The 24,880-nt window shown below is 48.5% G+C and carries 13 protein-coding genes, 10 tRNA genes and 3 rRNA genes; all 26 read right to left on the minus strand.

Annotated elements, in window-relative coordinates; translation table 11 throughout:
• Positions 1-3,603: a DNA-directed RNA polymerase subunit beta gene (gene rpoB / locus EL173_RS12840; RefSeq protein ID WP_005714598.1), complete on the minus strand. Its 3,603-nt coding sequence runs from the start codon at positions 3,601-3,603 to the stop codon at positions 1-3.
• Positions 3,604-4,044: 441 nt separating this feature from the next.
• Positions 4,045-6,552, minus strand: a complete 2,508-nt coding sequence (locus tag EL173_RS12845) for an ATP-dependent Clp protease ATP-binding subunit (protein ID WP_005692081.1) — start codon at positions 6,550-6,552, stop codon at positions 4,045-4,047.
• Between the two features lie 39 nt (positions 6,553-6,591).
• A complete protein-coding gene (locus EL173_RS12850) occupies positions 6,592-7,059 on the minus strand; it encodes a CtsR family transcriptional regulator (RefSeq protein ID WP_005686658.1) in 468 nt (155 codons plus the stop codon).
• A gap of 238 nt (positions 7,060-7,297) precedes the next feature.
• Positions 7,298-7,371 (minus strand) — tRNA-Pro (locus tag EL173_RS12855).
• Between the two features lie 4 nt (positions 7,372-7,375).
• Positions 7,376-7,447 (minus strand) — tRNA-Gly (locus EL173_RS12860).
• Between the two features lie 50 nt (positions 7,448-7,497).
• Positions 7,498-7,571: transfer RNA gene (locus EL173_RS12865), tRNA-Arg, on the minus strand.
• A 10-nt stretch (positions 7,572-7,581) separates the two neighbouring features.
• Positions 7,582-7,667 (minus strand) — tRNA-Leu (locus EL173_RS12870).
• An 11-nt stretch (positions 7,668-7,678) separates the two neighbouring features.
• Positions 7,679-7,750, minus strand: a tRNA-Gly gene (locus EL173_RS12875).
• A gap of 68 nt (positions 7,751-7,818) precedes the next feature.
• Positions 7,819-7,901 (minus strand) — tRNA-Leu (locus EL173_RS12880).
• A 15-nt stretch (positions 7,902-7,916) separates the two neighbouring features.
• Positions 7,917-7,989: transfer RNA gene (locus EL173_RS12885), tRNA-Lys, on the minus strand.
• A 2-nt stretch (positions 7,990-7,991) separates the two neighbouring features.
• Positions 7,992-8,064: transfer RNA gene (locus EL173_RS12890), tRNA-Val, on the minus strand.
• An 8-nt stretch (positions 8,065-8,072) separates the two neighbouring features.
• A 5S ribosomal RNA gene (gene rrf / locus EL173_RS12895) occupies positions 8,073-8,189 on the minus strand.
• 110 nt (positions 8,190-8,299) lie between these two features.
• Positions 8,300-11,217 (minus strand): 23S ribosomal RNA (locus EL173_RS12900).
• Positions 11,218-11,380: 163 nt separating this feature from the next.
• Positions 11,381-11,453, minus strand: a tRNA-Ala gene (locus EL173_RS12905).
• Between the two features lie 34 nt (positions 11,454-11,487).
• Positions 11,488-11,561, minus strand: a tRNA-Ile gene (locus tag EL173_RS12910).
• Between the two features lie 89 nt (positions 11,562-11,650).
• Positions 11,651-13,220 (minus strand): 16S ribosomal RNA (locus EL173_RS12915).
• Together the 16S, 23S and 5S rRNA genes with 10 tRNA genes alongside form the textbook arrangement of a ribosomal RNA operon.
• A 415-nt stretch (positions 13,221-13,635) precedes the next feature.
• Positions 13,636-15,135 (minus strand): lysine--tRNA ligase, encoded by a 1,500-nt coding sequence (gene lysS / locus EL173_RS12920; protein WP_005691262.1) that lies wholly within the window; start codon positions 15,133-15,135, stop codon positions 13,636-13,638.
• Between the two features lie 147 nt (positions 15,136-15,282).
• Positions 15,283-16,284 carry a tRNA dihydrouridine synthase DusB gene (dusB, locus tag EL173_RS12925; protein ID WP_005686603.1) on the minus strand — a complete coding sequence of 334 codons (1,002 nt, stop codon included), beginning with the start codon at positions 16,282-16,284 and terminating at the stop codon, positions 15,283-15,285.
• Positions 16,285-16,346: 62 nt separating this feature from the next.
• Positions 16,347-17,231 (minus strand): Hsp33 family molecular chaperone HslO, encoded by an 885-nt coding sequence (gene hslO, locus EL173_RS12930; protein WP_005691260.1) that lies wholly within the window; start codon positions 17,229-17,231, stop codon positions 16,347-16,349.
• A gap of 318 nt (positions 17,232-17,549) precedes the next feature.
• Positions 17,550-19,700 carry an ATP-dependent zinc metalloprotease FtsH gene (gene ftsH / locus EL173_RS12945; protein WP_005691256.1) on the minus strand — a complete coding sequence of 717 codons (2,151 nt, stop codon included), beginning with the start codon at positions 19,698-19,700 and terminating at the stop codon, positions 17,550-17,552.
• 61 nt (positions 19,701-19,761) lie between these two features.
• Positions 19,762-20,307 (minus strand): hypoxanthine phosphoribosyltransferase, encoded by a 546-nt coding sequence (gene hpt / locus EL173_RS12950; RefSeq protein WP_024129392.1) that lies wholly within the window; start codon positions 20,305-20,307, stop codon positions 19,762-19,764.
• Positions 20,307-21,614, minus strand: coding sequence for a tRNA lysidine(34) synthetase TilS (tilS, locus tag EL173_RS12955; protein WP_005691252.1), 1,308 nt, complete (start codon positions 21,612-21,614; stop codon positions 20,307-20,309). The genes hpt and tilS overlap by 1 nt, the downstream gene beginning before the upstream one ends.
• 120 nt (positions 21,615-21,734) lie before the next feature.
• Positions 21,735-22,214, minus strand: a complete 480-nt coding sequence (locus tag EL173_RS12960; RefSeq protein WP_005691250.1) for a S1 domain-containing RNA-binding protein — start codon at positions 22,212-22,214, stop codon at positions 21,735-21,737.
• Between the two features lie 283 nt (positions 22,215-22,497).
• Complete coding sequence (locus EL173_RS12965) at positions 22,498-22,899, minus strand: FtsB family cell division protein (RefSeq protein WP_005686613.1); 402 nt, start codon at positions 22,897-22,899, stop codon at positions 22,498-22,500.
• A 92-nt stretch (positions 22,900-22,991) separates the two neighbouring features.
• Entirely contained in the window at positions 22,992-23,255 is a 264-nt protein-coding gene (locus tag EL173_RS12970) for an RNA-binding S4 domain-containing protein (RefSeq protein ID WP_005686616.1), read from the minus strand.
• Positions 23,256-23,261: 6 nt separating this feature from the next.
• Positions 23,262-24,836 (minus strand): putative polysaccharide biosynthesis protein, encoded by a 1,575-nt coding sequence (locus EL173_RS12975; RefSeq protein WP_005691245.1) that lies wholly within the window; start codon positions 24,834-24,836, stop codon positions 23,262-23,264.
• Between the last annotated feature and the right edge of the window lie 44 nt (positions 24,837-24,880).

A 24,880-nucleotide genomic window follows, 5' to 3' on the forward strand; every position in this document is an offset into this window, starting at 1 on the left:
CTATTTCTTATCGTCGGTACTATTGTCGGCAGACTGACCGTCACTTGCTTGGGTTGCGGCTTCGTGTGCCTTCTTTTCTTCTTGCTGAGCTGCGAACTTCGCTAATGCATCGACAGAAACAACATCGTCTTCGTCATCGTCCATGTCGCGCAATTCGATTTCCTGCTTATCAGCACCTAGAACCTTCATATCAAGTCCCAGCGCTTGCAATTCCTTGACAAGCACACGGAATGATTCCGGTACGCCAGGCTTTGGAATTGGATCGCCTTTAACGATGGCTTCGTAGGTCTTAACTCGGCCAACAACGTCATCGGACTTATAAGTCAAGATTTCCTGTAAGGTATACGCTGCACCATAAGCTTCAAGGGCCCAGACTTCCATTTCACCAAACCGCTGGCCACCAAACTGAGCTTTACCACCAAGAGGCTGCTGGGTAACTAAGCTGTAAGGTCCAATTGAACGCGCATGGATCTTATCATCAACCATGTGAGATAGCTTCATGTAATACATGACACCGACAGATACCCGGTTTTCAAATGGTTCTCCGGTACGGCCATCATATAAGACTGACTTCCCATCAGATGGCATGCCGGCTTCTTTAACGGTTGCCCACAAGTCTTTATCGTTGGCACCGTCAAAGACTGGCGTTGCAACATGAATGCCTAAGTTACGAGCAGCCATGCCCAGATGCAATTCCAGCACCTGCCCGATGTTCATACGACTTGGCACACCCATTGGCGACAAGCAAATATCGACTGGGGTACCATCTGGCAAGTATGGCATGTCTTCTTCAGGCACAACGACGGAAACCGTCCCTTTGTTCCCATGACGACCGGCCATCTTGTCACCAACTTGAATTTTCCGCTTCTGCGTGATGTAAACCCGTACCATCATGTTGACGCCAGGAGATAATTCATCTCCAGCTTCACGGGTGAAGATTTTGACGTCCTGAATAATACCGCCGCCACCATGCGGAACCCGCAGCGATGTGTCGCGAACTTCACGTGCTTTTTCACCAAAAATTGCGTGCAGCAGGCGTTCTTCGGCAGATAATTCCGTGACTCCCTTAGGCGTTACTTTACCAACCAGAATGTCGCCATCCCGAACTTCGGCACCGACACGGACAACCCCGAATTCATCGAGATCCTTGAGGGCTTCTTCACCAACGTTTGGAATCTCACGCGTGACTTCTTCAGGTCCAAGTTTGGTGTCACGTGCTTCTGATTCATATTCTTCAATATGGATTGACGTGTAAACATCATCTTTAACCAACCGTTCAGACAGCACAATCGCATCTTCGTAGTTGTACATGTTCCAAGTCATGAAGGCGATGATTGGGTTTTGCCCCAATGCCAATTCACCATTTTGCATGGCTGGTCCATCAGCAATGATTTCATCGACATCGACATGGTCACCGATCGTAACAATCGGACGTTGGTTGTAGTTCTTACCGGCGTTACTACGCTTGAATTTCATCAATTTGTAAGTGTCCAAGGCACCGTCTTCACGACGTACCCGGATTTGCTTAGCATCGACATATTCAACCGTACCGGCATTGTTAGCCAAAACCGCGGTTCCAGAGTCATGGGCGGCTTTGTACTCCATCCCGGTCCCGACAAGCGGGGCATGCGGGTTGATCAAAGGTACCGCCTGACGCTGCATGTTAGCACCCATCAACGCACGATTAGAGTCGTCGTTTTCCAAGAATGGAATGCAGGCGGTTGCGACTGCGACAACCTGCTTAGGCGAAACGTCCATGTAGTCGACTTTGTCTGGTGAAATTTCAATATTGTTATCTTTATGCCGGGCCAAAACCGTGTCATCAACGAAGGACCCATCATCGTTTAGTGGCGAGTTTGCCTGCGCAACAATGTAGTTATCTTCTTCGTCAGCTGTCAGGTAATCGATCTTGTCGGTAACCTTATGCGTATCCCATGAAACCCGTCGATATGGCGTTTCAATGAAGCCGTATGGGTTAACGACCGCGTATGAAGCCAAGCTGTTAATCAGCCCGATGTTCGGGCCTTCAGGGGTTTCAATCGGACACATCCGGCCATAATGGGTGTAATGAACATCTCGAACTTCATAACCCGCACGATCACGAGTCAAGCCACCAGGTCCAAGGGCAGACAGACGCCGTTTATGGGTTAATTCGCCCAACGGATTGGTCTGATCCATGAACTGTGACAACTGGGAACTACCAAAGAATTCCTTAATTGAAGCGACAACTGGCCGAATATTGATCAATTGCTGCGGTGTAACGGTTGCGGTGTCCTGAATCGACATCCGTTCGCGAACAACCCGTTCCATCCGCGAAAGCCCGATCCGGAACTGATTTTGCAATAATTCACCAACGGAACGAATACGACGATTACCCAAGTGGTCAATATCATCAACCGTGCCAAGGCCCTCCTGCAAGTTCAGGAAGTAGTTCATCGATGCCAAAACGTCAGCTGGCAAAATATGCTTAACTTTCTTGCCAATATGCCCATTGCCAATCAAATTAATTTCTTTATCCGGGGTCACCTGTGAGTAAACTTTAATACTCTGCAGCTCAATCGGATCGGTCATCACACCTTGATCAGAAGGTTGATAAGTGACCGTCTTGAAATCATCCCGATCCAAGTACGGTGCCAGCTTATCCATCACTTGGCGATCCACTTTGGTCCCTTTTTGGGCAAGGACTTCACCTGTATCCGGATCAGCCAGTGTTTCCGCTAAAACCTGATTCAATAGCCGGGTCTTCAGGCTCAGCTTCTTGTTCACCTTGTAACGCCCAACAGAGGCTAAGTCATAACGCTTCGGGTCAAAGAAGCGGGCATACAAAAGTGACCGCGATGAATCAGCAGTCTTAGGTTCGCCTGGACGTAGACGTTCATAAATATCCTTCAAGGCTTCATCAGTACGGGAATCATCCGTATTCTTATGCACATCTTTTTCAAGCGTGAGCATCAACGAATCGTTATCCCCGAACATATTAATAATGTCTTGATCGGAGCCAAAGCCCAATGCGCGAACCAATTCGGTCAGAGGAATCTTCCGCGTGCGATCAATCCGGACATACGCAATGTCCTTCGCATCGGTTTCATATTCCAACCATGCCCCACGGTTAGGAATGACAGTCGTGCCATACGTCACCCGTGAATTCTTATCTGTTTCACTATGGAAGTAAACGCCAGGAGAACGAACCAGCTGGGAAACGATAACCCGTTCTGCCCCGTTGATAATGAACGTTCCTTGTTTCGTCATTAATGGAAAATCACCAAAAAAGACGTCCTGGCTCTTGATTTCGCCAGTTTCATGATTCGTCAAACGTAAGGTTACATGCAATGGTGCGGAGTAGTTCGCATCGTGTTGGCGTGCTTCCTCGACAGTATATTTCGGTTCCAGCAGTTGATAGCCGACAAATTCCAGTGACAGTTTCCCCTGAAAGTCATCGATCGGCATAATATCGTCGAACATTTCTTTAAGACCTTCATCGAGGAACCATTGGTAAGAATTCGTTTGGATCTCGATCAGATTAGGAAGATCCAAAACTTCCTTGATCCGGGCATAAGACCGGCGTGTCCGGTGCTTACCATAATTCACTAAGTGTCCTGCCAAATTATTCACCCCTTGTAAGATTTTCCGGCTTGATGATTGTAAAAATAATGTAAATATTGTTAAATTTACATGACATTGACCATCCCGCAGACATTTTGAGCAAAAAAAAACCAAAAACAGATCGACCTTCAACCAGCCTGCTGTTTTTGCTTTTTTCATTAGTCAGAACGGACAATAGATCGTCCTGACAGCCTGTCCAAACCGAAATGCGATTTATTTAATAATACGCGTGCGGAGTAACAATGTCAAGCACCTGCTTGTCAAAGTAATGCAAGGTGTCGATCGTCAAAGTAATGCAAGGCCAGATAGCATCAAAATCGCGTCCCGCCATCACTGACTGTTTTGGCAAAATAAATCGGTCCCAGAGATAATGCTTCACCTCTAAGACCGATCTTTTTAAGCGTTATTAGTGGAACCTGACATATTTGAGCCTGCTATTGATCATGCCTTGACAGGTTCTTTAGAAGCGCCGTTTTCTTTATGCTTACCTTTGTTTTCCTTGACTGTAAACGTCAGCTTGCCTTTTTTAGCGCCGATTTGAATCAAATCACCGGTTTTAGCCTGACCCGTCAGCAATAGCTCACTGAGTTGGTCTTCAACATCCGTTTGCAAGGCACGGCGGATCGGGCGCGCACCATATTCAGGATCAAACCCAGCCGCGGCAATCGCATCAATCCCGGCTGGCGTAATTTTAACGTCAATTCCTTGATCTTTGATACGACTAAGCACGGTTTTGGTCATAATCTTGACGATCTCATGCAACTCAGCCTTGTTCAAGCTATGGAAGACAACAGTTTCGTCAATTCGATTAAGAAATTCTGGACGGAAGCTCTTTTTCAGTTCAGCCAACATCCGACTCTTCATGGCATTGAAGTCGGCTGTTGGATCTTTTGCACCAAATCCAACTGTCTTATCATCGCGAATGGCAGTTGCTCCGATATTGCTGGTCATAATCAAAATGGTATTCCGAAAATCGACCCGCCGACCCTTAGCATCGGTTAAATAGCCATCATCCAAGACTTGTAACAAAATGTTGAAGACATCAGGATGCGCCTTTTCAACTTCATCGAGTAAAACGACCGAATATGGCTTGTTGCGAACCTTTTCCGTCAATTGACCGCCTTCGTCATAACCGACATAGCCTGGCGCTGCGCCGATTAACCGGCTCGTACTGAATTTCTCCATATACTCGGACATATCGACCCGAATCATGGCGTCCTCGGAACCAAACATCGCTTCTGCCAACGCTTTAGCTAATTCGGTTTTGCCGACGCCGGTTGGTCCCAAGAACATGAAGGAGCCAATCGGTCTGGTCGGATCCTTCAACCCGGAACGAGCACGCCGAATTGCCCGTGCAACTGCTGAAACGGCTTCATCCTGGCCAACAACTCGCTGATGCAGAATCTTCTCGAGATTAACCAACCGTTCAGATTCCTTTTTCTGCAGTTGCGTGACCGGCACGCCGGTCCATTGCGATACAACTTCGGCAACGTCTGCGCCCGTGACCTTGATATCGGTACGAACACCACTTTCATTCACCGGTTCAGGCGTATCGGCAAGTTTAGCCTTGACGCCCGCTTCTTTAGTCCGGATTGTAGCAGCCGTTTCGAAGTCTTGATGATCAATTGCATCTTCTTTGTCGGCAACCAGTTTAGCTAATTCATCCTGAAGTTTATCAGCTTTGGTCTCCACGTTAGCTTTATCAAGGCGAACTTTAGCCGCACTTTCATCGACCAAGTCAATAGCCTTATCCGGAAGAAAACGCGTTGTAATGTAACGTGACGACAACACAACCGCTTCATGCAGCGCTTCATCGGTAATCGTAACGCCATGGTGTGCTTCGTAACGCGGACGCAAACCTTTCAGAATCTGTTCGGCTTCTTCCTCAGTCGGTTCGTCAACTTGAATTGTTGCAAACCGCCGCTCCAAGGCCGCATCTTTTTCAATGTACTTTTGATATTCATCTAAAGTCGTGGCGCCGATTAGCTGAAGCTCGCCACGTGCCAATGCCGGTTTCAGGATATTTGAAGCGTCAATTGCCCCTTCAGCACCGCCAGCACCGATCAATGTGTGCAATTCATCGATGAATAAAATGACATTGCCATCTTTATAAATCTCATCAATAATTTTCTTCAGCCGATCTTCAAACTCACCACGATACTTAGTGCCTGCAACCAACGAACCCATGTCAAGCATCATCAAGCGTTTGTTCAGCATATCATCCGGCACTTTTCCAGCCACAATTTTTTCAGCGAAGCCTTCTGCAATGGCCGTTTTGCCGACACCGGGTTCACCAATCAAGACCGGGTTGTTCTTAGTGCGCCGAGCCAAGATTTGAATCAAGCGCCGAACTTCTTTGTCGCGACCAACCACCGGATCCATCCGATTTTCGCGCGCCATCTGGGTTAGATCACGGGCGAGGCCATCAAGCGTTGGTGTCCCCTGACCGTCTTGGCGAGCGCCGCCACGTGCCATTGGCCGCCGCTTTGCCGCCGTATCCGCAATGCCCATTTTCTTGAAGACCATCTGACGCGTCTTCGAGAGACTGAGCCCTAAGTTTTGTAAAATCCGCGCAGCTAAAATATCGTCTTCTCGCAATAGTCCCAGCAGAATATGCTCGGTGCCGATTTTTAACGCCCCTAAGCGTTTTGCTTCGTCCCCGGCAAATGCCAGAATTTCCTTGCCTTTTGGTGAGTATGGCAAATAACTATCGCTAGCTTGACTGGCGGCATCAACAGTTCCATATCCTGTGAAGCGCTCGATCTCGTCATGGACATCATTTTCTGTGACCCCTAACTGACGCAGCGTCTTACCAGCGATACCATCCTTTTCCATAACCAAAGCCATAAGCAAGTGTTCCGTGCCAACAGCATGATGATGGAAGTACTTCGCTTGTTCCTGGGCTAAAAGCAACACATTTTTAGCACTAGGGGTAAATAAGTTGTCCATAAGCACGCTCCTTTTTTAAAAAGCCAATTATAAACTGTTTTATCTTTCATACCGCAAACGATCCAAAAATGCAAGAAACAAACGCGATCGTAAGTGTTCTTCTGTTTCTTGATCAAGAATTCCCAAAGTCTCATGATTGATCACGGCTAGCATTAAATTGCCGGACTGTTGGGAAATAAGCCCATTATCAAACAGTTCCTGCAGCAAATCCCGTGCATCGCGTAACCGCAAGCGACTAGGAATGTGCTGGCGCATGATTTGAATGAGATCCTGATCATCTGTCAATTTGACCTTCACGATCCGAATGTAGCCACCGCCGCCACGCTTACTTTCAACAATGTACCCACGTGCCGGTGTAAAACGCGTCTTGATAACATAATTAATTTGCGAAGGAACACAATTAAAGCGCCGTGCAATTTCCGCTCGCCGAATCTCAACAGCCGCTTCCTGTGCCAGTATCGTTTTTAAGTATGTCTCAATAATATCCGAAATATTTTCGCGCTGCATGCCATTCAATCCTTTTTGACTTTGACCAATCTTGACTATTACACATTATACTGGCATCAATGTATTTATACAAATATATGCTTTGAGGTAAACGAAAACAGTACCGGTTAGAATTCAGAATGTGAGTGGCTGTACACGTTATAGGCGCTGAGTTTACGGTCACCTACACGCAGGCAGCCACCATGACCAATGTTTTTTGGAGAACGAAAAAAGGACCACGATTGTCGTGATCCAAGAATCGGGAAGACAAGATTCGAACTTGCGACCCCTACGTCCCGAACGTAGTGCTCTACCAAGCTGAGCTACTTCCCGGTAAAGCGGAAGACGGGATTCGAACCCGCGACCCCCACCATGGCAAGGTGATGTTCTACCACTGAACTACTTCCGCATACCGAATATGAAATTTGATCAGCGCCACAGCTTCATAGCGACCAATGATGCACCCAGTAGGAGTCGAACCTACAACCTTCTGATTCGTAGTCAGACACTCTATCCAATTGCGCTATGGGTGCTTCAACAAAATGCCGAGGACCGGGATCGAACCGGTACGGTCATCACTGACCGCAGGATTTTAAGTCCTGTGCGTCTGCCAATTCCGCCACCCCGGCATAAAGTGAAAAGCGGAAGACGGGATTCGAACCCGCGACCCCCACCATGGCAAGGTGATGTTCTACCACTGAACTACTTCCGCATATCAAAGCTATTCAATTGTGACCGAGGAGCAGCCTTTAGAGCCCGAGCAAATCATGTAAGATACAATGCGGGTGAAGGGACTCGAACCCCCACGGTCAAAAACCACTAGAACCTAAATCTAGCGCGTCTGCCAGTTCCGCCACACCCGCAAAAGGTGGGTTAAATGAGCCGTGACAGGCTCGAACTGTCGACCCACTGATTAAAAGTCAGTTGCTCTACCAACTGAGCTAACGGCTCAATGGAGGATACAGGGCTCGAACCTGTGACCCTCTGCTTGTAAGGCAGACGCTCTCCCAACTGAGCTAATCCTCCATATGTAAGCGTGGCAGCTTCCTACCCTCGCAGGCAGTCTCCCACCAACTACTCTCGGCGTGAAGAAGCTTAACTTCTGTGTTCGGCATGGGAACAGGTGTATCCTTCTTGCTATCGCCACCACACTTATGAGAACTTTGCGCTCTCAAAACTGGCTATCATTGTTGTTGTTTTTACCGGAACTTAACGTATTTCATCGAAACGCGCGCTGGCGTTACGCCAGTTTGCGCTTTACTTGGTTAAGTCCTCGACCGATTAGTACTGGTCCGCTCCATGCATCGCTGCACTTCCACTTCCAGCCTATCTACCTGATCATCTTTCAGGGGTCTTACTTCCATATAGGAATGGGAAATCTCATCTCGAGGGGGGCTTCACACTTAGATGCTTTCAGCGTTTATCCCTTCCGTTCATAGCTACCCAGCGATGCGCCTGGCGGCACAACTGGTACACCAGCGGAACGTCCATCCCGGTCCTCTCGTACTAAGGACAGCTCCTCTCAAATTTCCTGCGCCCGCGACGGATAGGGACCGAACTGTCTCACGACGTTCTGAACCCAGCTCGCGTACCGCTTTAATGGGCGAACAGCCCAACCCTTGGGACCGACTACAGCCCCAGGATGCGATGAGCCGACATCGAGGTGCCAAACCTCCCCGTCGATGTGGACTCTTGGGGGAGATAAGCCTGTTATCCCCAGGGTAGCTTTTATCCGTTGAGCGATGGCCCTTCCATACGGAACCACCGGATCACTAAGCCCGACTTTCGTCCCTGCTCGACTTGTCAGTCTCGCAGTCAAGCTCCCTTCTACCTTTACACTCTGCGAATGATTTCCAACCATTCTGAGGGAACCTTTGGGCGCCTCCGTTACATTTTAGGAGGCGACCGCCCCAGTCAAACTGCCTACCTGACACTGTCTCCCGCCACGATTAGTGGCGCGGGTTAGAGTGTTCATACAGCTAGGGTAGTATCCCACCAATGCCTCCATCGAAACTAGCGTTCCGATCTCTACGGCTCCTACCTATCCTGTACAAGCGGTACCAACACTCAATATCAAGCTACAGTAAAGCTCCATGGGGTCTTTCCGTCCTGTCGCGGGTAACCCGCATCTTCACGGGTACTATAATTTCACCGAGTCTCTCGTTGAGACAGTGCCCAAATCATTACGCCTTTCGTGCGGGTCGGAACTTACCCGACAAGGAATTTCGCTACCTTAGGACCGTTATAGTTACGGCCGCCGTTTACTGGGGCTTCAATTCTGGGCTTCGCTTGCGCTAACTCATCCTCTTAACCTTCCAGCACCGGGCAGGCGTCAGCCCCTATACATCATCTTACGATTTAGCAGAGACCTGTGTTTTTGATAAACAGTTGTTTGGGCCTATTCACTGCGGCTGACCTTGCGGTCAGCACCCCTTCTTCCGAAGTTACGGGGTCATTTTGCCGAGTTCCTTAACGAGAGTTCGCTCGCTCACCTGAGGATACTCTCCTCGACTACCTGTGTCGGTTTGCGGTACGGGTAGTTTATTTCTCACTAGAAGCTTTTCTTGGCAGTGTGACATCAGGAACTTCGCTACTTTAATTTCGCTCCCCATCACAGCTTGTCCTTAAGGCGGCAAGCATTTCACTCGCTACCGGACTTACTGCTTGGACGCACTTTTCCAGCCGTGCGCTTTCCTTAGCCTCCTGCGTCCCTCCATCGCTTAAACAAAATAAACTAGTGCAGGAATCTCAACCTGCTTGTCATCGACTACGCCTTGCGGCCTCGCCTTAGATCCCGACTAACCCTGGGAGGACGAGCCTTCCCCAGGAAACCTTAGTCATACGGTGGATCAGATTCTCACTGATCTTTCGCTACTCATGCCGGCATTCTCACTTCTAAGCGCTCCAGCCGTCCTCACGATCGACCTTCAACGCCCTTAGAACGCTCTCCTACCGCGCACCCTGACGGGTGCACCCACAGTTTCGGTATTATGCTTAGCCCCGGTATATTTTCGGCGCAGTGCCACTCGACTAGTGAGCTATTACGCACTCTTTAAATGGTGGCTGCTTCTGAGCCAACATCCTAGTTGTCTGTGCAACGCCACATCCTTTTCCACTTAGCATAAATTTAGGGACCTTAACTGGTGATCTGGGCTGTTCCCCTTTCGACAATGGACCTTATCGCTCACTGTCTGACTCCCGGAGTAAGATCAATGGTATTCGGAGTTTATCTGAATTCAGTAACCCTTGACGGGCCCCTAGTTCAAACAGTGCTCTACCTCCATGATCCATCTTCCGAGGCTAACCCTAAAGCTATTTCGGAGAGAACCAGCTATCTCCAAGTTCGTTTGGAATTTCACCGCTACCCACAACTCATCCCAGCATTTTTCAACATACATGGGTTCGGTCCTCCAGTGTGTTTCACCACACCTTCAACCTGGTCATGGGTAGGTCACTTGGTTTCGGGTCTACATCTACCTACTGAAGCGCCCTGTTCAGACTCGCTTTCGCTCCGGCTCCGACTTTTCATCTTAACCTCGCAGGCAAACGTAACTCGCCGGTTCATTCTACAAAAGGCACGCCATTACCCGTTAACGGGCTTTGACTAATTGTAGGCACACGGTTTCAGGAACTGTTTCACTCCCCTTCCGGGGTGCTTTTCACCTTTCCCTCACGGTACTGGTTCACTATCGGTCACTAGGGAGTATTTAGCCTTGGGAGATGGTCCTCCCGGATTCCGACGGAATTTCACGTGTTCCGCCGTACTCAGGATCCTGGACGGAGAGTCCGCCGTTTCGTTTACAGGGCTTTCACCTTCTATGGCGCAGCTTTCCAGCTGACTTCGACTACGTCGAACTTTGGTAACTCCAATGTCCAGTCCTACAACCCCGAGAAGCAAGCTTCTCGGTTTGGGCTCTTCCCACTTCGCTCGCCGCTACTATGGGAATCGAGTTTTCTTTCTCTTCCTGCGGGTACTGAGATGTTTCAGTTCCCCGCGTCTGCCGCCAACAAGCTATGTATTCACTTGCAGGCAATACACTGATGTGTACTGGGTTCCCCCATTCGGAAATCTCCGGATCAAAGCTTACTTATAGCTCCCCGAAGCATATCGGTATTAGTTCCGTCCTTCATCGGCTCCTAGTGCCAAGGCATCCACCGTGCGCCCTTTGTAACTTAACCTGTACTGACTTACGTCAGCGGTTATGCGATGCGAATTTCTATTATTAGAAACTCATACAAATACGCTGTGTTCTCGGCAATTTAAAACATTTACAACAATGATATCCAGTTTTCAAAGAACAAAGAATCGCCAACTAACGTCAACGATCGGCCTGACGGCCAATGGAGGATAACGGGATCGAACCGATGACCTCCTGCTTGCAAAGCAGGCGCTCTCCCAGCTGAGCTAATCCCCCATAAGGGTTGTTTAATTAACAAGCGAACGCTTGATGGGCCTAGATGGACTTGAACCATCGACCTCACGCTTATCAAGCGTGCGCTCTAACCAACTGAGCTATAGGCCCGATAGGCGTGTAGAAAGGGTAATCCCCTCAAAACTAAACAAAGTTTCGTGTGTGCAGGTTTCCGTCAGACTTTCAGTCTGTTTCCTTAGAAAGGAGGTGATCCAGCCGCAGGTTCTCCTACGGCTACCTTGTTACGACTTCACCCTAATCATTTGTCCCACCTTAGACGGCTCGCTCCCTAAAAGGGTTACGCCACCGGCTTCGGGTGTTACAAACTCTCATGGTGTGACGGGCGGTGTGTACAAGGCCCGGGAACGTATTCACCGCGGCGTGCTGATCCGCGATTACTAGCGATTCCGACTTCGTGTAGGCGAGTTGCAGCCTACAGTCCGAACTGAGAATGGCTTTAAGAGATTAGCTTGACCTCGCGGTCTCGCAACTCGTTGTACCATCCATTGTAGCACGTGTGTAGCCCAGGTCATAAGGGGCATGATGATTTGACGTCATCCCCACCTTCCTCCGGTTTGTCACCGGCAGTCTTACTAGAGTGCCCAACTAAATGCTGGCAACTAGTCATAAGGGTTGCGCTCGTTGCGGGACTTAACCCAACATCTCACGACACGAGCTGACGACAACCATGCACCACCTGTCATTTTGCCCCCGAAGGGGAAACCTGATCTCTCAGGTGATCAAAAGATGTCAAGACCTGGTAAGGTTCTTCGCGTTGCTTCGAATTAAACCACATGCTCCACCGCTTGTGCGGGCCCCCGTCAATTCCTTTGAGTTTCAACCTTGCGGTCGTACTCCCCAGGCGGAATGCTTAATGCGTTAGCTGCGGCACTGAAGGGCGGAAACCCTCCAACACCTAGCATTCATCGTTTACGGCATGGACTACCAGGGTATCTAATCCTGTTCGCTACCCATGCTTTCGAGCCTCAGCGTCAGTTACAGACCAGACAGCCGCCTTCGCCACTGGTGTTCTTCCATATATCTACGCATTTCACCGCTACACATGGAGTTCCACTGTCCTCTTCTGCACTCAAGTTTCCCAGTTTCCGATGCACTTCCTCGGTTAAGCCGAGGGCTTTCACATCAGACTTAAAAAACCGCCTGCGCTCGCTTTACGCCCAATAAATCCGGATAACGCTTGCCACCTACGTATTACCGCGGCTGCTGGCACGTAGTTAGCCGTGGCTTTCTGGTTGGATACCGTCACGCCGACAACAGTTACTCTGCCGACCATTCTTCTCCAACAACAGAGTTTTACGACCCGAAAGCCTTCTTCACTCACGCGGCGTTGCTCCATCAGACTTGCGTCCATTGTGGAAGATTCCCTACTGCTGCCTCCCGTAGGAGTTTGGGCCGTGTCTCAGTCCCAATGTGGCCGATCAACCTCTCAGTTCGGCTACGTATCATTGCCTTGGTGAGCCGTTACCTCACCAACTAGCTAATACGCCGCGGGTCCATCCAAAAGCGATAGCTTACGCCATCTTTCAGCCAAGAACCATGCGGTTCTTGGATTTATGCGGTATTAGCATCTGTTTCCAAATGTTATCCCCCACTTAAGGGCAGGTTACCCACGTGTTACTCACCCGTCCGCCACTCGTTCAAAATTAAATCAAGATGCAAGCACCCTTCAATAATCAGAACTCGTTCGACTTGCATGTATTAGGCACGCCGCCAGCGTTCATCCTGAGCCAGGATCAAACTCTCATATAAATATGAGCTGTTTGAATAGCTCGATTTGTTGTTCTAGCGAATTGACTTCGCAAATGTTACTTTTTGCCTCGATACCGAAGTATCAAGGACCCTGCACATTTAAACGAAACTTTGTTCAGTTTTCAAAGGACTACCTTGTCAAAAGACAACTTTGACATATTATCACAAGCGATCAACGCTTGTCAATAACTTTTTTTGATGTTTTGTTGCACATCAGCGTTGCTCATTTACGACGCTTTTTATCATACCAACGGTTTGCGCTATCGTCAACAACTTTTTCAATTAAAAAAAGGTATCCGGATATTTTTTATCGAATACCTTATATCATTCGTAAAATGATCGTGAGAGCACCACAAAAGTGTTGGAACTTTCGGAAAATAAAAATGCCGCCCAAAATGGCGACATTATCACATAACTACGGGCGCAATGTTGGGAACAAAAGAACATCGCGAATTGACGGTGCATCGGTTAACAGCATAACTAAGCGATCAATGCCGATTCCGAGTCCACCTGTTGGCGGCATGCCATATTCCAACGCTTCAACATAATCGTCATCAATACCTTGTGCCTCTTCATTGCCTGCCGTTTTTTCAGCTGCTTGCGCTTCAAAACGCTGACGCTGATCAATCGGATCGTTTAATTCGGTGAAGGCATTGGCGTACTCACCGCCACCGACAAAAAGTTCAAAACGCTCAACAAATCGTGTATCTTTTGGATTCTTCTTAGCTAACGGGGAAACTTCGATTGGATGGCCGGTAATGAAGGTCGGTTGAATAAGCGTTGATTCAACAAACTGATCAAAGAAGGCACTGATAATATGCCCGACCTTCCAATAAGGTTCGTAGTGAACTTCATGGTCATCAGCTAACTTACGCGCTTCATCTACAGTCATTTCCGGCCAGAAGTCAACGCCGGTTTTATCCTTGATAGCGTCTAACATGTTGATACGGGCAAATGGTGCATCTAAGTCAATGTCCATCCCTTGATAAGTTAGTTTCCCGGAATCAAGGACTTTGTGGGCGGCAAATCTAAAGATGCCCTCGGTTTCGACCATGACATCGGATAGATCCCAATAAGCGGCGTAGGTTTCTAGCTCCGTAAACTCCGGATTATGTTTCGTGTCGATGCCTTCGTTGCGGAAAACGCGGCCGATTTCATAAACACGCTCCATGCCACCAACGATCAACCGCTTCAAGTGCAATTCCAATGCAATGCGCAAATAAAGATCGATATCCAACGCATTATGGTGCGTGATGAATGGCCGCGCATTCGCACCACCGGCCTGATTATGCAAAACCGGAGTCTCGACTTCAAGAAATCCGTGGTTATCCAAGTATTCACGAACAGCACTCACGATTTTGGTGCGTTTAACAAACCGATCAAAACTGTCAGGATTCGAAATAAGGTCCAAATATCGCTTGCGGTACTTCTGCTCGACATCGGTTAAGCCATGCCACTTATCCGGCAATGGGCGTAATGCTTTGGCTAGATGCGTCACGTGATTGGCTTTGACAGTCAGCTCACCCGAGTCGGTTTTCATGACTTCGCCGCTAATACCCAAAATATCGCCCAAATCTGCCTTCTTAAAGATCATGTAGTTTTCATCGCCAACCACGTCTTTACGAACATAGATCTGCATTTTACCGCTGCGATCACGGATGTCAGCGAACCCGACTTTACCTTTACCGCGTTTGGACATCATGCGTCCAGCAATCGTCACTTCCGGCTTTTCTTCGAGTAGCGTTTCCTTGTCGTCTTCGCCAAATTCTTCACGTACCTTTGCTGCAGAGTGCGTGCGGTCAAACCGGTGACCGAATGGATCAATTCCTGCTTCTCGCAAGGCATCCATCTTTTCCCGCCGCGCAATCATTTGATCGTTCATTTCTGGTTGCTGTCCGTTATCCTTAGCCAACACAAGTTCCTCCGTTTCAATTTATACCACTCTTTGATGATGACAATTTTACCGCTAAAAAGCAACCTTCTACGCATTAAAAGACGTTCGCCATGATTAATTGTCAATCAATCATCCTTGAACGCCTTTTATCATCAAAGGTTTTATGGCTTAATGGCTGCCTTGACGCTGACGGGCGCGCGCTTCAGTTTGCGCCACAAAGTCATCAAAAATATGATTGACTTCTGCTTGCGTATCAACCATATTAACGGCTGCTTTGGTCTTTGCCGAGCGTGGAATGCCTTTTAAATAATAGGCTGCTTGCATCCGGAATTCACGAACGGCCTGGTGTTCTCCGTGCAGGTCAACCAACCGTTGTAACTGTAACTTGGCAGTGGCGATTTTTTCGCGCGGTGTTGGTTCCGGAATCAGCTCGCCATGATCAAGATAAGCTGCCATCTGCTTCAAGACCCACGGATTTCCTAATGCTGCGCGGCCCACCATGACTGCATCGGCGCCAACCTCATCAAGCATCCGTTTGGCATCTTGTGGGGTTCGCACGTCACCATTCCCGATAAATGGAATGCTCAGGTGTTGTTTGACTTCTTTTAAGATGTTCCAGTCAGCATGTCCAGAATATAGCTGCTTGCGTGTCCGCCCATGCATGGCTAATGCGGCAGCGCCACCGCGTTCAGCTGCCAATGCATTTTGAACCGCATAAATGTGGTCTTCATCCCAACCCGTGCGCATCTTAACCGTGACCGGCTTTGAAACCGCATCGGTCACAGCAGCCACCATTTCGTAAACTTTCTCCGGATCTAAAAGCCAGTGTGCCCCCGCATCGGTTTTGGTAACTTTCGGTACAGGGCAGCCCATATTGATGTCAATGATGTCTGCAGCCGTGTTTTGATCGACAAACTTAGCTGCATTCACCAACGTTTCCTTGGTGCCACCAAAAATCTGAATGGAAATCGGATGTTCACGCGGATCAACAAACAGCATACTTAACGTCTTTTTATTTTTGTACATGATGCCGCGGTCACTAATCATTTCACAAACGACCAAACCAGCACCGAATTCTTTGGCTGTCACCCGAAAAGCCGCATTCGTCACACCAGCCATGGGTGCAACAACGAGTCGGTTTGGGATCTCAACATCGGCAATGTGCCACATACAAGCCACCTCTTTCTTGCTTTCGCGTTGTTAACTTTACTTAAAATAAGCAAATACTGCAACTATTCATGCCGGGCCAACAAAGCTTCAAGATCGGCCACACTGTAATGATATTGATTACCGCAGAACTTACAGGTCGTCTCGGCACCGCCGTCTTCATCAATCATTTCCTGCAATTGTTTCCGCGGCAAAGTGGCCATAATATCGCCAAAATGTTTCTTGGAACAATTACATGCAAACCGCAATGCTTGGGTATCCAGGAAGCGAACGGGCTCTTTGCCTGCAACACGTTGGATAATCTGCTCGGGAGTCAGGCCACTTTTTAATAACTCCGATACAAGCGGTAGTGTTTTGACGTTTGCTTCCAGTTCTGACAATTCGGCATCGGTCGCACCGGGCAACGCCTCTAGCATGAAACCGCCAGCAACCTTAATCGTGTTATCGGCATTGACAAATACAGAGAGTCCGACTGCCGCGGGAATCTGCTCAGACTTAGCTAAATAATACGTAAAATCTTCTGCTAGCTCACCTGAAACCAGTGGTACCTGTCCCGTAAACGGCTCGCCGATTCCGATATCTTTCGTCACCGCAAGCATGCCGTGTTTGCCGACTGCTTTTGCCACATCGATTTTACCGACGAGATTGAGGGGAAGATTCACGTGCGGCTCCTGAACATACCCGCGAACGGTTCCGAGTTGCGTACCATCTGTGACGATCGAGCCAACCGGGCCATCCCCTTTGATACGCACAGTCAGCAAGTCATTCGTGTTTTTTAATCCCGATGCGGCTAATAACGCTGTGGCAATTAAAGTTCTGCCCAGCGCAGCCGAAGCCGCACTCCAGGTGTCATGGCGTCGTTGTGCTTCGCTTACCGTTTGCGTGGCGTCGACTGCGAAAATTCGAAAATGGGCGTTGCGCGACAATGCACTCGCGATGTAGTCACTCATGTTGGATTGATCCTCTTTTCTGAAAGTTAAACGTGGCTATTCTACCAAAAATTGCCGTTATTGAAAAGCCGGCGCAGAAACCCACATGTCAAAACCTTGATGGCGATGGTCAAAGTCCGATCATCACATTTATGGCCACTTATGTTCTGGCTTATGCCCATAACGCGCTCACCGGCGCAGGGATCTGCGTGTAAGGACCTCGAACGCGATGGCCAAGACCGGGCCATCACGTCCGAGGCCGCTTACACTCCGATCCCTAACCGCGCCGGTTCGCGCTTAATAAAAAAACACCACCAACATTTGGCAGTGTTTTTATACTTAGGCTTGCGGATTCTGATGATCGTCATCGGACGGGTTACTGCCAGGTGTTGTGTCGTCTGGCTTTTCCACACTGTCCGTCGTATTGTCATCATGCGCATCTTGGTCTGTTTGATCAGCATTCGACTGACCCTCAGACTTAGCATGTGCTTCTTCGTCTGCTTGCTTTTCTTTATCCTTGTGTTCCAAGGCTGCTTTGGATTGCTCAAAAGTTGCGGCCTTTTCACTTGGAAATTCGTCTTGATCGCGTTCTGGCATCTTGCCGTCATTGAACAAGCTGAGAATTTCTTTTTCATTCAAGGTTTCGTACTTAAGCAATGCTTCGGCAATCAACTTGTGCTGGTCACGATGGGCTTGGATAATTTCGTAGGCCTGTTTGTGGGCCTCGTCAATAATCCGCCGCACTTCATCATCAATTGCCGTTGCGGTTGTTTCTGAGTATGGCGGTGTTTGGCCATACTGAGCACCCAAGAACGGCTGCCCTTCAGTCTCAAGCTGAACGGTTCCAAGCCGATCAGACATCCCATACTGTGTGACCATACTGCGTGCAATTTGCGTTGCCTGTTCAAAGTCATTGGAAGCTCCAGTGGATTCAACGCCGAAAATAATTTCTTCAGCTGTGCGACCACCAAGTAAACCAACAATTTGTTCGGTCAATTCCTTCTTGGTTAGCAGGAATTGATCGTCTTTTGGCAGCATAATTGCATATCCGCCAGCACGACCACGCGGAATGATGGTAACTTTGCGCACCGTTCGTGAATCGCTTAAGACTAAACCGACAATGGCGTGCCCAGCCTCGTGATACGCAACCATCGTCCGTTCTTTCGGGCTGATGACGCGGTCTTTCTTCGCCGGCCCAGCAATGACACGATCTTCAGCTTCATCCACATCAGCTGCATCAATCTGCTTCTTACTTCGCCGCGCTGCAACCAACGCCGCTTCATTCAACAGGTTTTCCAAGTCAGCCCCGACAAAACCAGGAGTCTGACGGGCAATTTCCTTCAAATCGACATTTGGTGCCAGCGGTTTGTTCTTTGCATGAACCTTCAAAATGGCTTCACGGCCTTTAACATCTGGTCGGCCAACCAAAATCTTCCGGTCAAAACGACCTGGACGCAGCAAAGCCGGATCAAGAACATCGGAACGGTTCGTTGCAGCAATGACAATCACGCCTTCATTACCCGTGAACCCATCCATTTCTACCAGCAACTGGTTTAATGTCTGTTCACGTTCATCGTGACCGCCGCCCATACCAGCGCCACGCTGACGACCGACCGCATCAATTTCATCAATGAAGATGATTGAAGGAGCTGCTTTTTTAGCCTGATCAAAAAGATCACGAACACGCGAAGCCCCGACACCAACGAACATCTCGACAAAGTCAGAACCGGAAATCGAGAAGAACGGTACGCCGGCTTCACCAGCAACCGCCTTGGCTAGTAAGGTTTTACCAGTACCAGGAGGACCCTCAAGCAAAACCCCGGCTGGAATACGGGCACCCAATGCCGAGAATTTACGCGGATCTTTCAGGAACTCAACCACTTCAACCAGTTCCTGCTTTTCTTCTTCTGCACCGGCAACATCAGAGAAGCGAACTTTATTGGCATTTTTATCGGCTTGTTTAGCCCGCGACTTGCCAAAACTCATCACGCGACCGGAGCCGCCGCCTTGACCTGCCTGATTCATCATCATATAGAAGAAGATCATCATGATGACAATCGGTACAACTGTAATCAACAAGCTAAACCAAACACCGGACTGCGATTCCTCCTGCGTATTGGTCTTGACATTGTTGGCATTGGTCATTTTTTGGATCTGACTCAAAGTTGCATCATTCGTCGGAATATAAGTCGAGAATTTGGTAACTTTGGTTGACTGATTGCCAAAAAAGCTCAGAGAGTTGTTCGTACCGGAAGACTTTTCAGCCTTCTTGTATTCACCGCTGACCTTATAAACGCCACCAGATGGCTGGAGCGAATAGCTTTTGACATTGTCCTTTTTTAATTCGGACATAAAGGTGCTTGTTTCAATTTCTTGGGACGATGTTGTCCCATTATCGCGCATATAATACGCAAAACCGGTGACCAGCAGCACAAAAATGATGATATACGTCAGCGTGCTACTGAACAGGCCGTTTTGTTTTTTCTTCATTTAGAACCTCCGGCAACATTCAATTAGTTCCTTATATACTACCACAAACACGGCGCTTAGATTAAGATTTTGCCGCATAGACTTCTGGCTTTAATACCCCAATATAAGGTAAGTTACGATAACGTTCGGCATAATCCAAGCCATACCCAACCACAAATTCGTTTGGCACTGTGGTTCCCACATAGTCTGCCTGAACATCAACAACCCGTCCTTCAGGTTTGTCCATCAGCGCACAAATGCGGACCGATTTTGCTTTGCGGGTTTTAAAAATATCGGTTAAGTACTTCAAGGTGCGTCCTGTATCAACGATATCCTCAACGATTAAGACATCGCGATCCTTCACGCTGGCATCAAGATCTTTAATAATCTTGACCTCACCGCTAGATTCAGTCGCATCACCATAACTTGACACGTCCATAAAATCGAGTTCCATATAATCATCAATTTCGCGAACAAGATCAGTCATGAACATGATGGCACCTTTTAAAATGCACACCACTAACGGATTCTTCCCCGCGTAATCACGCTTAAGTTCCGCGCCAAGTCTTGTCGTGATGGCGTGAATATCGTCTTGAGAATACAAAACCTTTAAAATATCGGGATTCATCATTTATCCTCACTTCTGTCAACATCTGGCAATTTCACCAGTACAACATGGAGTATATCAGTTTGAGCAGGGAGCGACAATCGTTCTAAAGGCTGACCTTCAATCCAAAAAATCTGATGACCTTGCGCTAATACCAGTAATTGATCGCGTGTTCGGGCCGGAACCTTTGCATTGATAAAAAATCGCCGCAGCTTCTGCTTCACGCCATTAGGCAGGTAAACAATATCACCGGCCTGGCGGGTCCTTAATGTAATCGGCAAGCGCACACGTACCGGAATACCTTGGTCACCAGCCACTTTTGTTCGTAGCTGAAATGTACCGCGAGCAGTTTGGCATTTTTGGCCAATACGAGAAAATGTTGCCGGCGCTAGTTTTGGTTTTGGCACCAACTTCACAATTTTGGCCGCTTGAACCGCAATCGTCACGCCAGCGCCAAGATCAAATCGTCGTTCGCGAGTATCATTCAGGCTTTTCAGGATCGGCATGAGCAGTCCGTGGTTAACTCTCGGCTGCCATTGGCGTAGCAAGGTTGCCAGCAGCATCAGCTGGATCGTGCGCGGCTGATTTGCTGCCGCGCGCCAATCAATTGTCACCGAATTAATCCGCAACCGCTGCTGCCATTCAGTCAGTTGCATTTGAGCCAGTGCAACCAGGCCAGACTGTTCCGTTGTAAATCTTTGGACATGCCGCAACAACTCGGGATTTTGCTTTTTAAATGCCGGAATCACTTGATGGCGCAACTGATTGCGGGCATAACGCGTATCGGCATTGGATGGATCGTCGCAAAAATCCAGACCGTGCCTGCCTGCATAAGCTCGAATATCATCTTTACTAAAATTCAGCAGCGGACGCACCAAACGCTTTTTACGCCACGGTTGATCCGGACGAATTCCTACAAGGGCGGCCGGATCACCGGAGCGTCCTAACCGAAACAGGACCGTTTCAAGTTGATCATCCGCGTGATGCGCTGTCATGATCACCGTGGCTGCCTGAGAATCGGCACTCGCATTCAAGAAGTCGTAGCGTGCCTGTCGCGCCGCAGCTTCACTTACCGCAGTGGCGGCCGATCGCTGCCATGTTCCAGTCACAACCGGAACATGATAACGCGCTGCTGCAGCCGCCACAAATGCTTGCTCCTGTCGGCTTTCTGGCCGCAAACGATGATCAAACGTTGCGACAACGACATCCAGATTCGGTGCTCGAACTGCCAGGTCCAACAAGACCATCGAATCCACGCCTCCGGAAACAGCCACTAACACCCGGGTATGCGGCGTAAACTCAAACTGTTCAAAAAGCTTTGGACTCATGTGTCTGCTCCTCCGCTTAGCATACTCGGCCAAGCATATTGATCGCATAACCACCATCAAATCGGCTTGGCAACAAAATAGGCCCAGAACAAATAACCGTTTGTCCCAGACCTGATTTTTTTAACTACGCCGACCGCCTCGGCCGCCGCGTTTGCCTTCGGTGTTGCGGCGAAGAACACTTAGGCGATCTTCGCTTTCTTTCAAATAGCCGGACATCATCGCATCAAAATCGCCTTTTACCGGTTGGGCTTTGTGGCCGAATCGATTGCCACTATTGCGTGCGCCGCCTTGGAAGCGGTTATTGCCAGCATGTGGCGCGGGTGCGTGTCTGTTTTCGTGATAATGATCATTTTCACGTTGTTGCGGTTTGTCAACTGCTTTCCGGATAGACAGGCCAATCTTACCATCTTGGATCGAAAGGACTTTAACCGTCACCGGTTCGCCAACATGCAGCACATCATGAATATCTTTGACATAAGCGTCAGAGACTTCGCTAATGTGCACCAATCCGGTCTTGCCATCGCCTAACTCAACGAATGCACCGAATTTCGTGATCCCGGTGACTTTACCAGCCACTTTCGTACCAACTTCAACTGCCATAAAAAAAGAAGTCCTCCTAATTAAATGTATCTATAAGTATAGCATGAGTGAAAAGACACGCAAGCACGACGTATTAGCCTAGCCAAAGCAACTGAATGCAGTCGTCAAAGGCAATTCGCCATGAAGAAAACATTTCAGCGTCTGTGCTCCCCGCCAATGCTTGCCACCTCATCAAGAATACCACTGAATCTCAAACCAACAACTCTAAAGTAGCCAAATGACTGCAGGGACGCGAATATAAAAAACGACCGGCACTTGCGTTTATTGCAACCCGTTTATCGCGTCATTGGGTAACGTTTAAGTCCGGCACTTTGTTTGCTTTATCCGGCAAATTAAAAATAATCTCTCCCGGTTTCGAATAGAGGTATTTTTCACGAATCAGCTTGGCCGTGTAATCGTCATTATGCAATTGGTCAACCTGAACTTTAAGGGCGGCTTTGTTCGCCTTTAATTTATTCAAATTAGACTTGGCTTTGGCAACCGCCTGATTTGTTTCCCCCAGTGTCATTTGCGTGCGCATTAAACTGACGCCGCCTAAGCCCAAAATAGCAACCATCACAATTAGCAAATTACGAATTCGTTTCATATGTACCGCGTGTGCCCGCGACTTAGGCACACGTGTCGACTTTTGCCTGTGTTCACGTGTATATGCATTATTTAATTGACTGATATTATTTTTCGCCATCTGTCTGCACCCTCGTTTTCACCAGCCGTGTATCACTACTTCAGTAAATCAAGTATAACAAATCAGAGGGGCTGCTGTTCAATAAATCGGCATTAAAATGTTTCTTTATAATCTTCTTTCAAAACCGTGTACATATCGGCCGCTTCGTTCTTTTTCGTTGTTTCAACTAAATCGTCCGCACGTACGGTCAATGTTTTGTTACCGAAATTAATCACCAGCGTGTCGCCAACTCCAACATCGGTACTCGACTTGGCAACTTTACCGTTGATCGTGATCCGGCCCTTATCCGCAATTTCCTTGGCAACGGTGCGCCGTTTAATGATTCGTGAGACTTTAAGGAACTTATCCAATCGCATGTCTTTTTACCTCGCTTTTATTCGTCGTAACAATCGTAAATACTTTTTCCCGCCTGGCAGATCTAGCATCTCGCGTAACGTCAACAATCGCAGCCATGTTCCGGCAATCAAGAAGACCACGACGCCGATGACAACGCCAAGCAACGTGACACCGACTGCCACAGTTCTTGAGCTCAGCGGAATCCATCCCACCGTAACATGCACAATAACCGTCATAATCCCGGTCACGGCAACAAGCTTGGGTACAAACAGCCGCAGTGCACTTCTGCCTTTGATCGTCTCAGGAACTGCATAATAAATCAAGCACAGGATCACACCCAAGGCCAAAATTGTCGCCCCGCTTGCTCCTGCTGTTCCAAAGCGCATCACCAGTGGTTCATTGCTCAGCGCCTTCACCACAATGCCGAGTAATAAGGCCACACTGATCCCTGTATACCGATCAAGGCTTTGCAAAATCGCATTATACGCGTTGATCATGGCAACAACGGCAATGGCAAGTGCATATAACTGCAAGGCATAAGTGCCAGCCGTATCGCCAAACAATAATAGATTAATCGCCGGCATCAAGACAATCAGTCCCGAAGCCGCCGCCAGCGCAAAGGCTAAGTTGAAATGGACTAATTCGGCTCCGCGCTGAATGAACTGGCGGCGCTGTCGTAATTGCCGCGCCTGAGTCAGACTGGGTAGCAACGTTGTAGACAAAGACGCTGCCACCACCAAACCCAATTGGACCAGTGGCTGGCCGCGATCATAAACCCCTTTTAAGCTCTTGGCAGTTGCCATTGCAATCCCTGAACCAGTCAAACCTTTCGTCACCGTGAAGCTGTCAATCAGCTGTAGCAAGATCAACAAAGCCGCATAAAGCGTAATCGCCCCACCTTCACGGATAAACCGACTAATTAAGCGGCCGTATGCGTGAAGCCCGGGAAATTGATACTGCTGCTGACCAAAAACTTGCCGATAAGGCCGCCATAAAGTCAAAGCAGCGGCGGCCCCGCCAAAAAATGCCCCACTCATGGCAACAGCGCCCATTTGATAAACGCTCCAGTGATATTGCAGAAACCACCAAGCCGCTAGCAGAATCACCGCCACCCGGACAAGCTGTTCAACCACTTGACTCGTTGCGGTTTTTACCATATCAAAAGTGCCTTGAAAATAACCGCGGCCAGTTGCCAGTAGCGGCATGGTTAAGAACATAAAGGCCACCATTTGGATTAACGGCAACAATTCCGGATCCGCCATCGCCTGCGCAATTGCGGCCCCAAAAAATTCGAGTCCCAAAAATAACGCCCACGAAATCCAAGTCAAAATGACCCGACTTTGATGGGCCACTGTTCGTTTGGCTTCGAGACTGTCAGCTTCTGCAACCAGCTTGGAGATATAAACCGGAAACCCTGACAACGCAAACGTCATGCCCAGTCCATAAATCGGATAAATTTGCTGATAGGCGTAAAACCCAGTGTCGCCAACCATATTCTGGAAAGGAACGCGATAAACGGCGCTTAGAATCTTTGCAATCAAGGAACTAAGACTCAAGATCCACGCACCGCGCATCAAATGTTTCATTTGTTGATTATGCATGGTGATCTCCTATCAACATCGCTGCATCGCTGTGCCAAAATAAC

It is taken from the genome of Lacticaseibacillus rhamnosus (genome assembly GCF_900636965.1).
GTDB lineage: Bacteria > Bacillota > Bacilli > Lactobacillales > Lactobacillaceae > Lacticaseibacillus > Lacticaseibacillus rhamnosus.

Coding starts and splice junctions, on each gene's coding strand:
- hpt (WP_024129392.1), bottom strand. CDS start 20,307: ATGAATCCCGATATTTTAAAGGTTTTGTATTCTCAAGACGATATTCAC.
- EL173_RS12850 (WP_005686658.1), bottom strand. CDS start 7,059: ATGCAGCGCGAAAATATTTCGGATATTATTGAGACATACTTAAAAACG.
- hslO (WP_005691260.1), bottom strand. CDS start 17,231: ATGAGTGACTACATCGCGAGTGCATTGTCGCGCAACGCCCATTTTCGA.
- dusB (WP_005686603.1), bottom strand. CDS start 16,284: ATGTGGCACATTGCCGATGTTGAGATCCCAAACCGACTCGTTGTTGCA.
- EL173_RS12960 (WP_005691250.1), bottom strand. CDS start 22,214: ATGGCAGTTGAAGTTGGTACGAAAGTGGCTGGTAAAGTCACCGGGATC.
- EL173_RS12975 (WP_005691245.1), bottom strand. CDS start 24,836: ATGCATAATCAACAAATGAAACATTTGATGCGCGGTGCGTGGATCTTG.
- ftsH (WP_005691256.1), bottom strand. CDS start 19,700: ATGAAGAAAAAACAAAACGGCCTGTTCAGTAGCACGCTGACGTATATC.
- EL173_RS12970 (WP_005686616.1), bottom strand. CDS start 23,255: ATGCGATTGGATAAGTTCCTTAAAGTCTCACGAATCATTAAACGGCGC.
- EL173_RS12965 (WP_005686613.1), bottom strand. CDS start 22,899: ATGGCGAAAAATAATATCAGTCAATTAAATAATGCATATACACGTGAA.
- tilS (WP_005691252.1), bottom strand. CDS start 21,614: ATGAGTCCAAAGCTTTTTGAACAGTTTGAGTTTACGCCGCATACCCGG.
- EL173_RS12845 (WP_005692081.1), bottom strand. CDS start 6,552: ATGGACAACTTATTTACCCCTAGTGCTAAAAATGTGTTGCTTTTAGCC.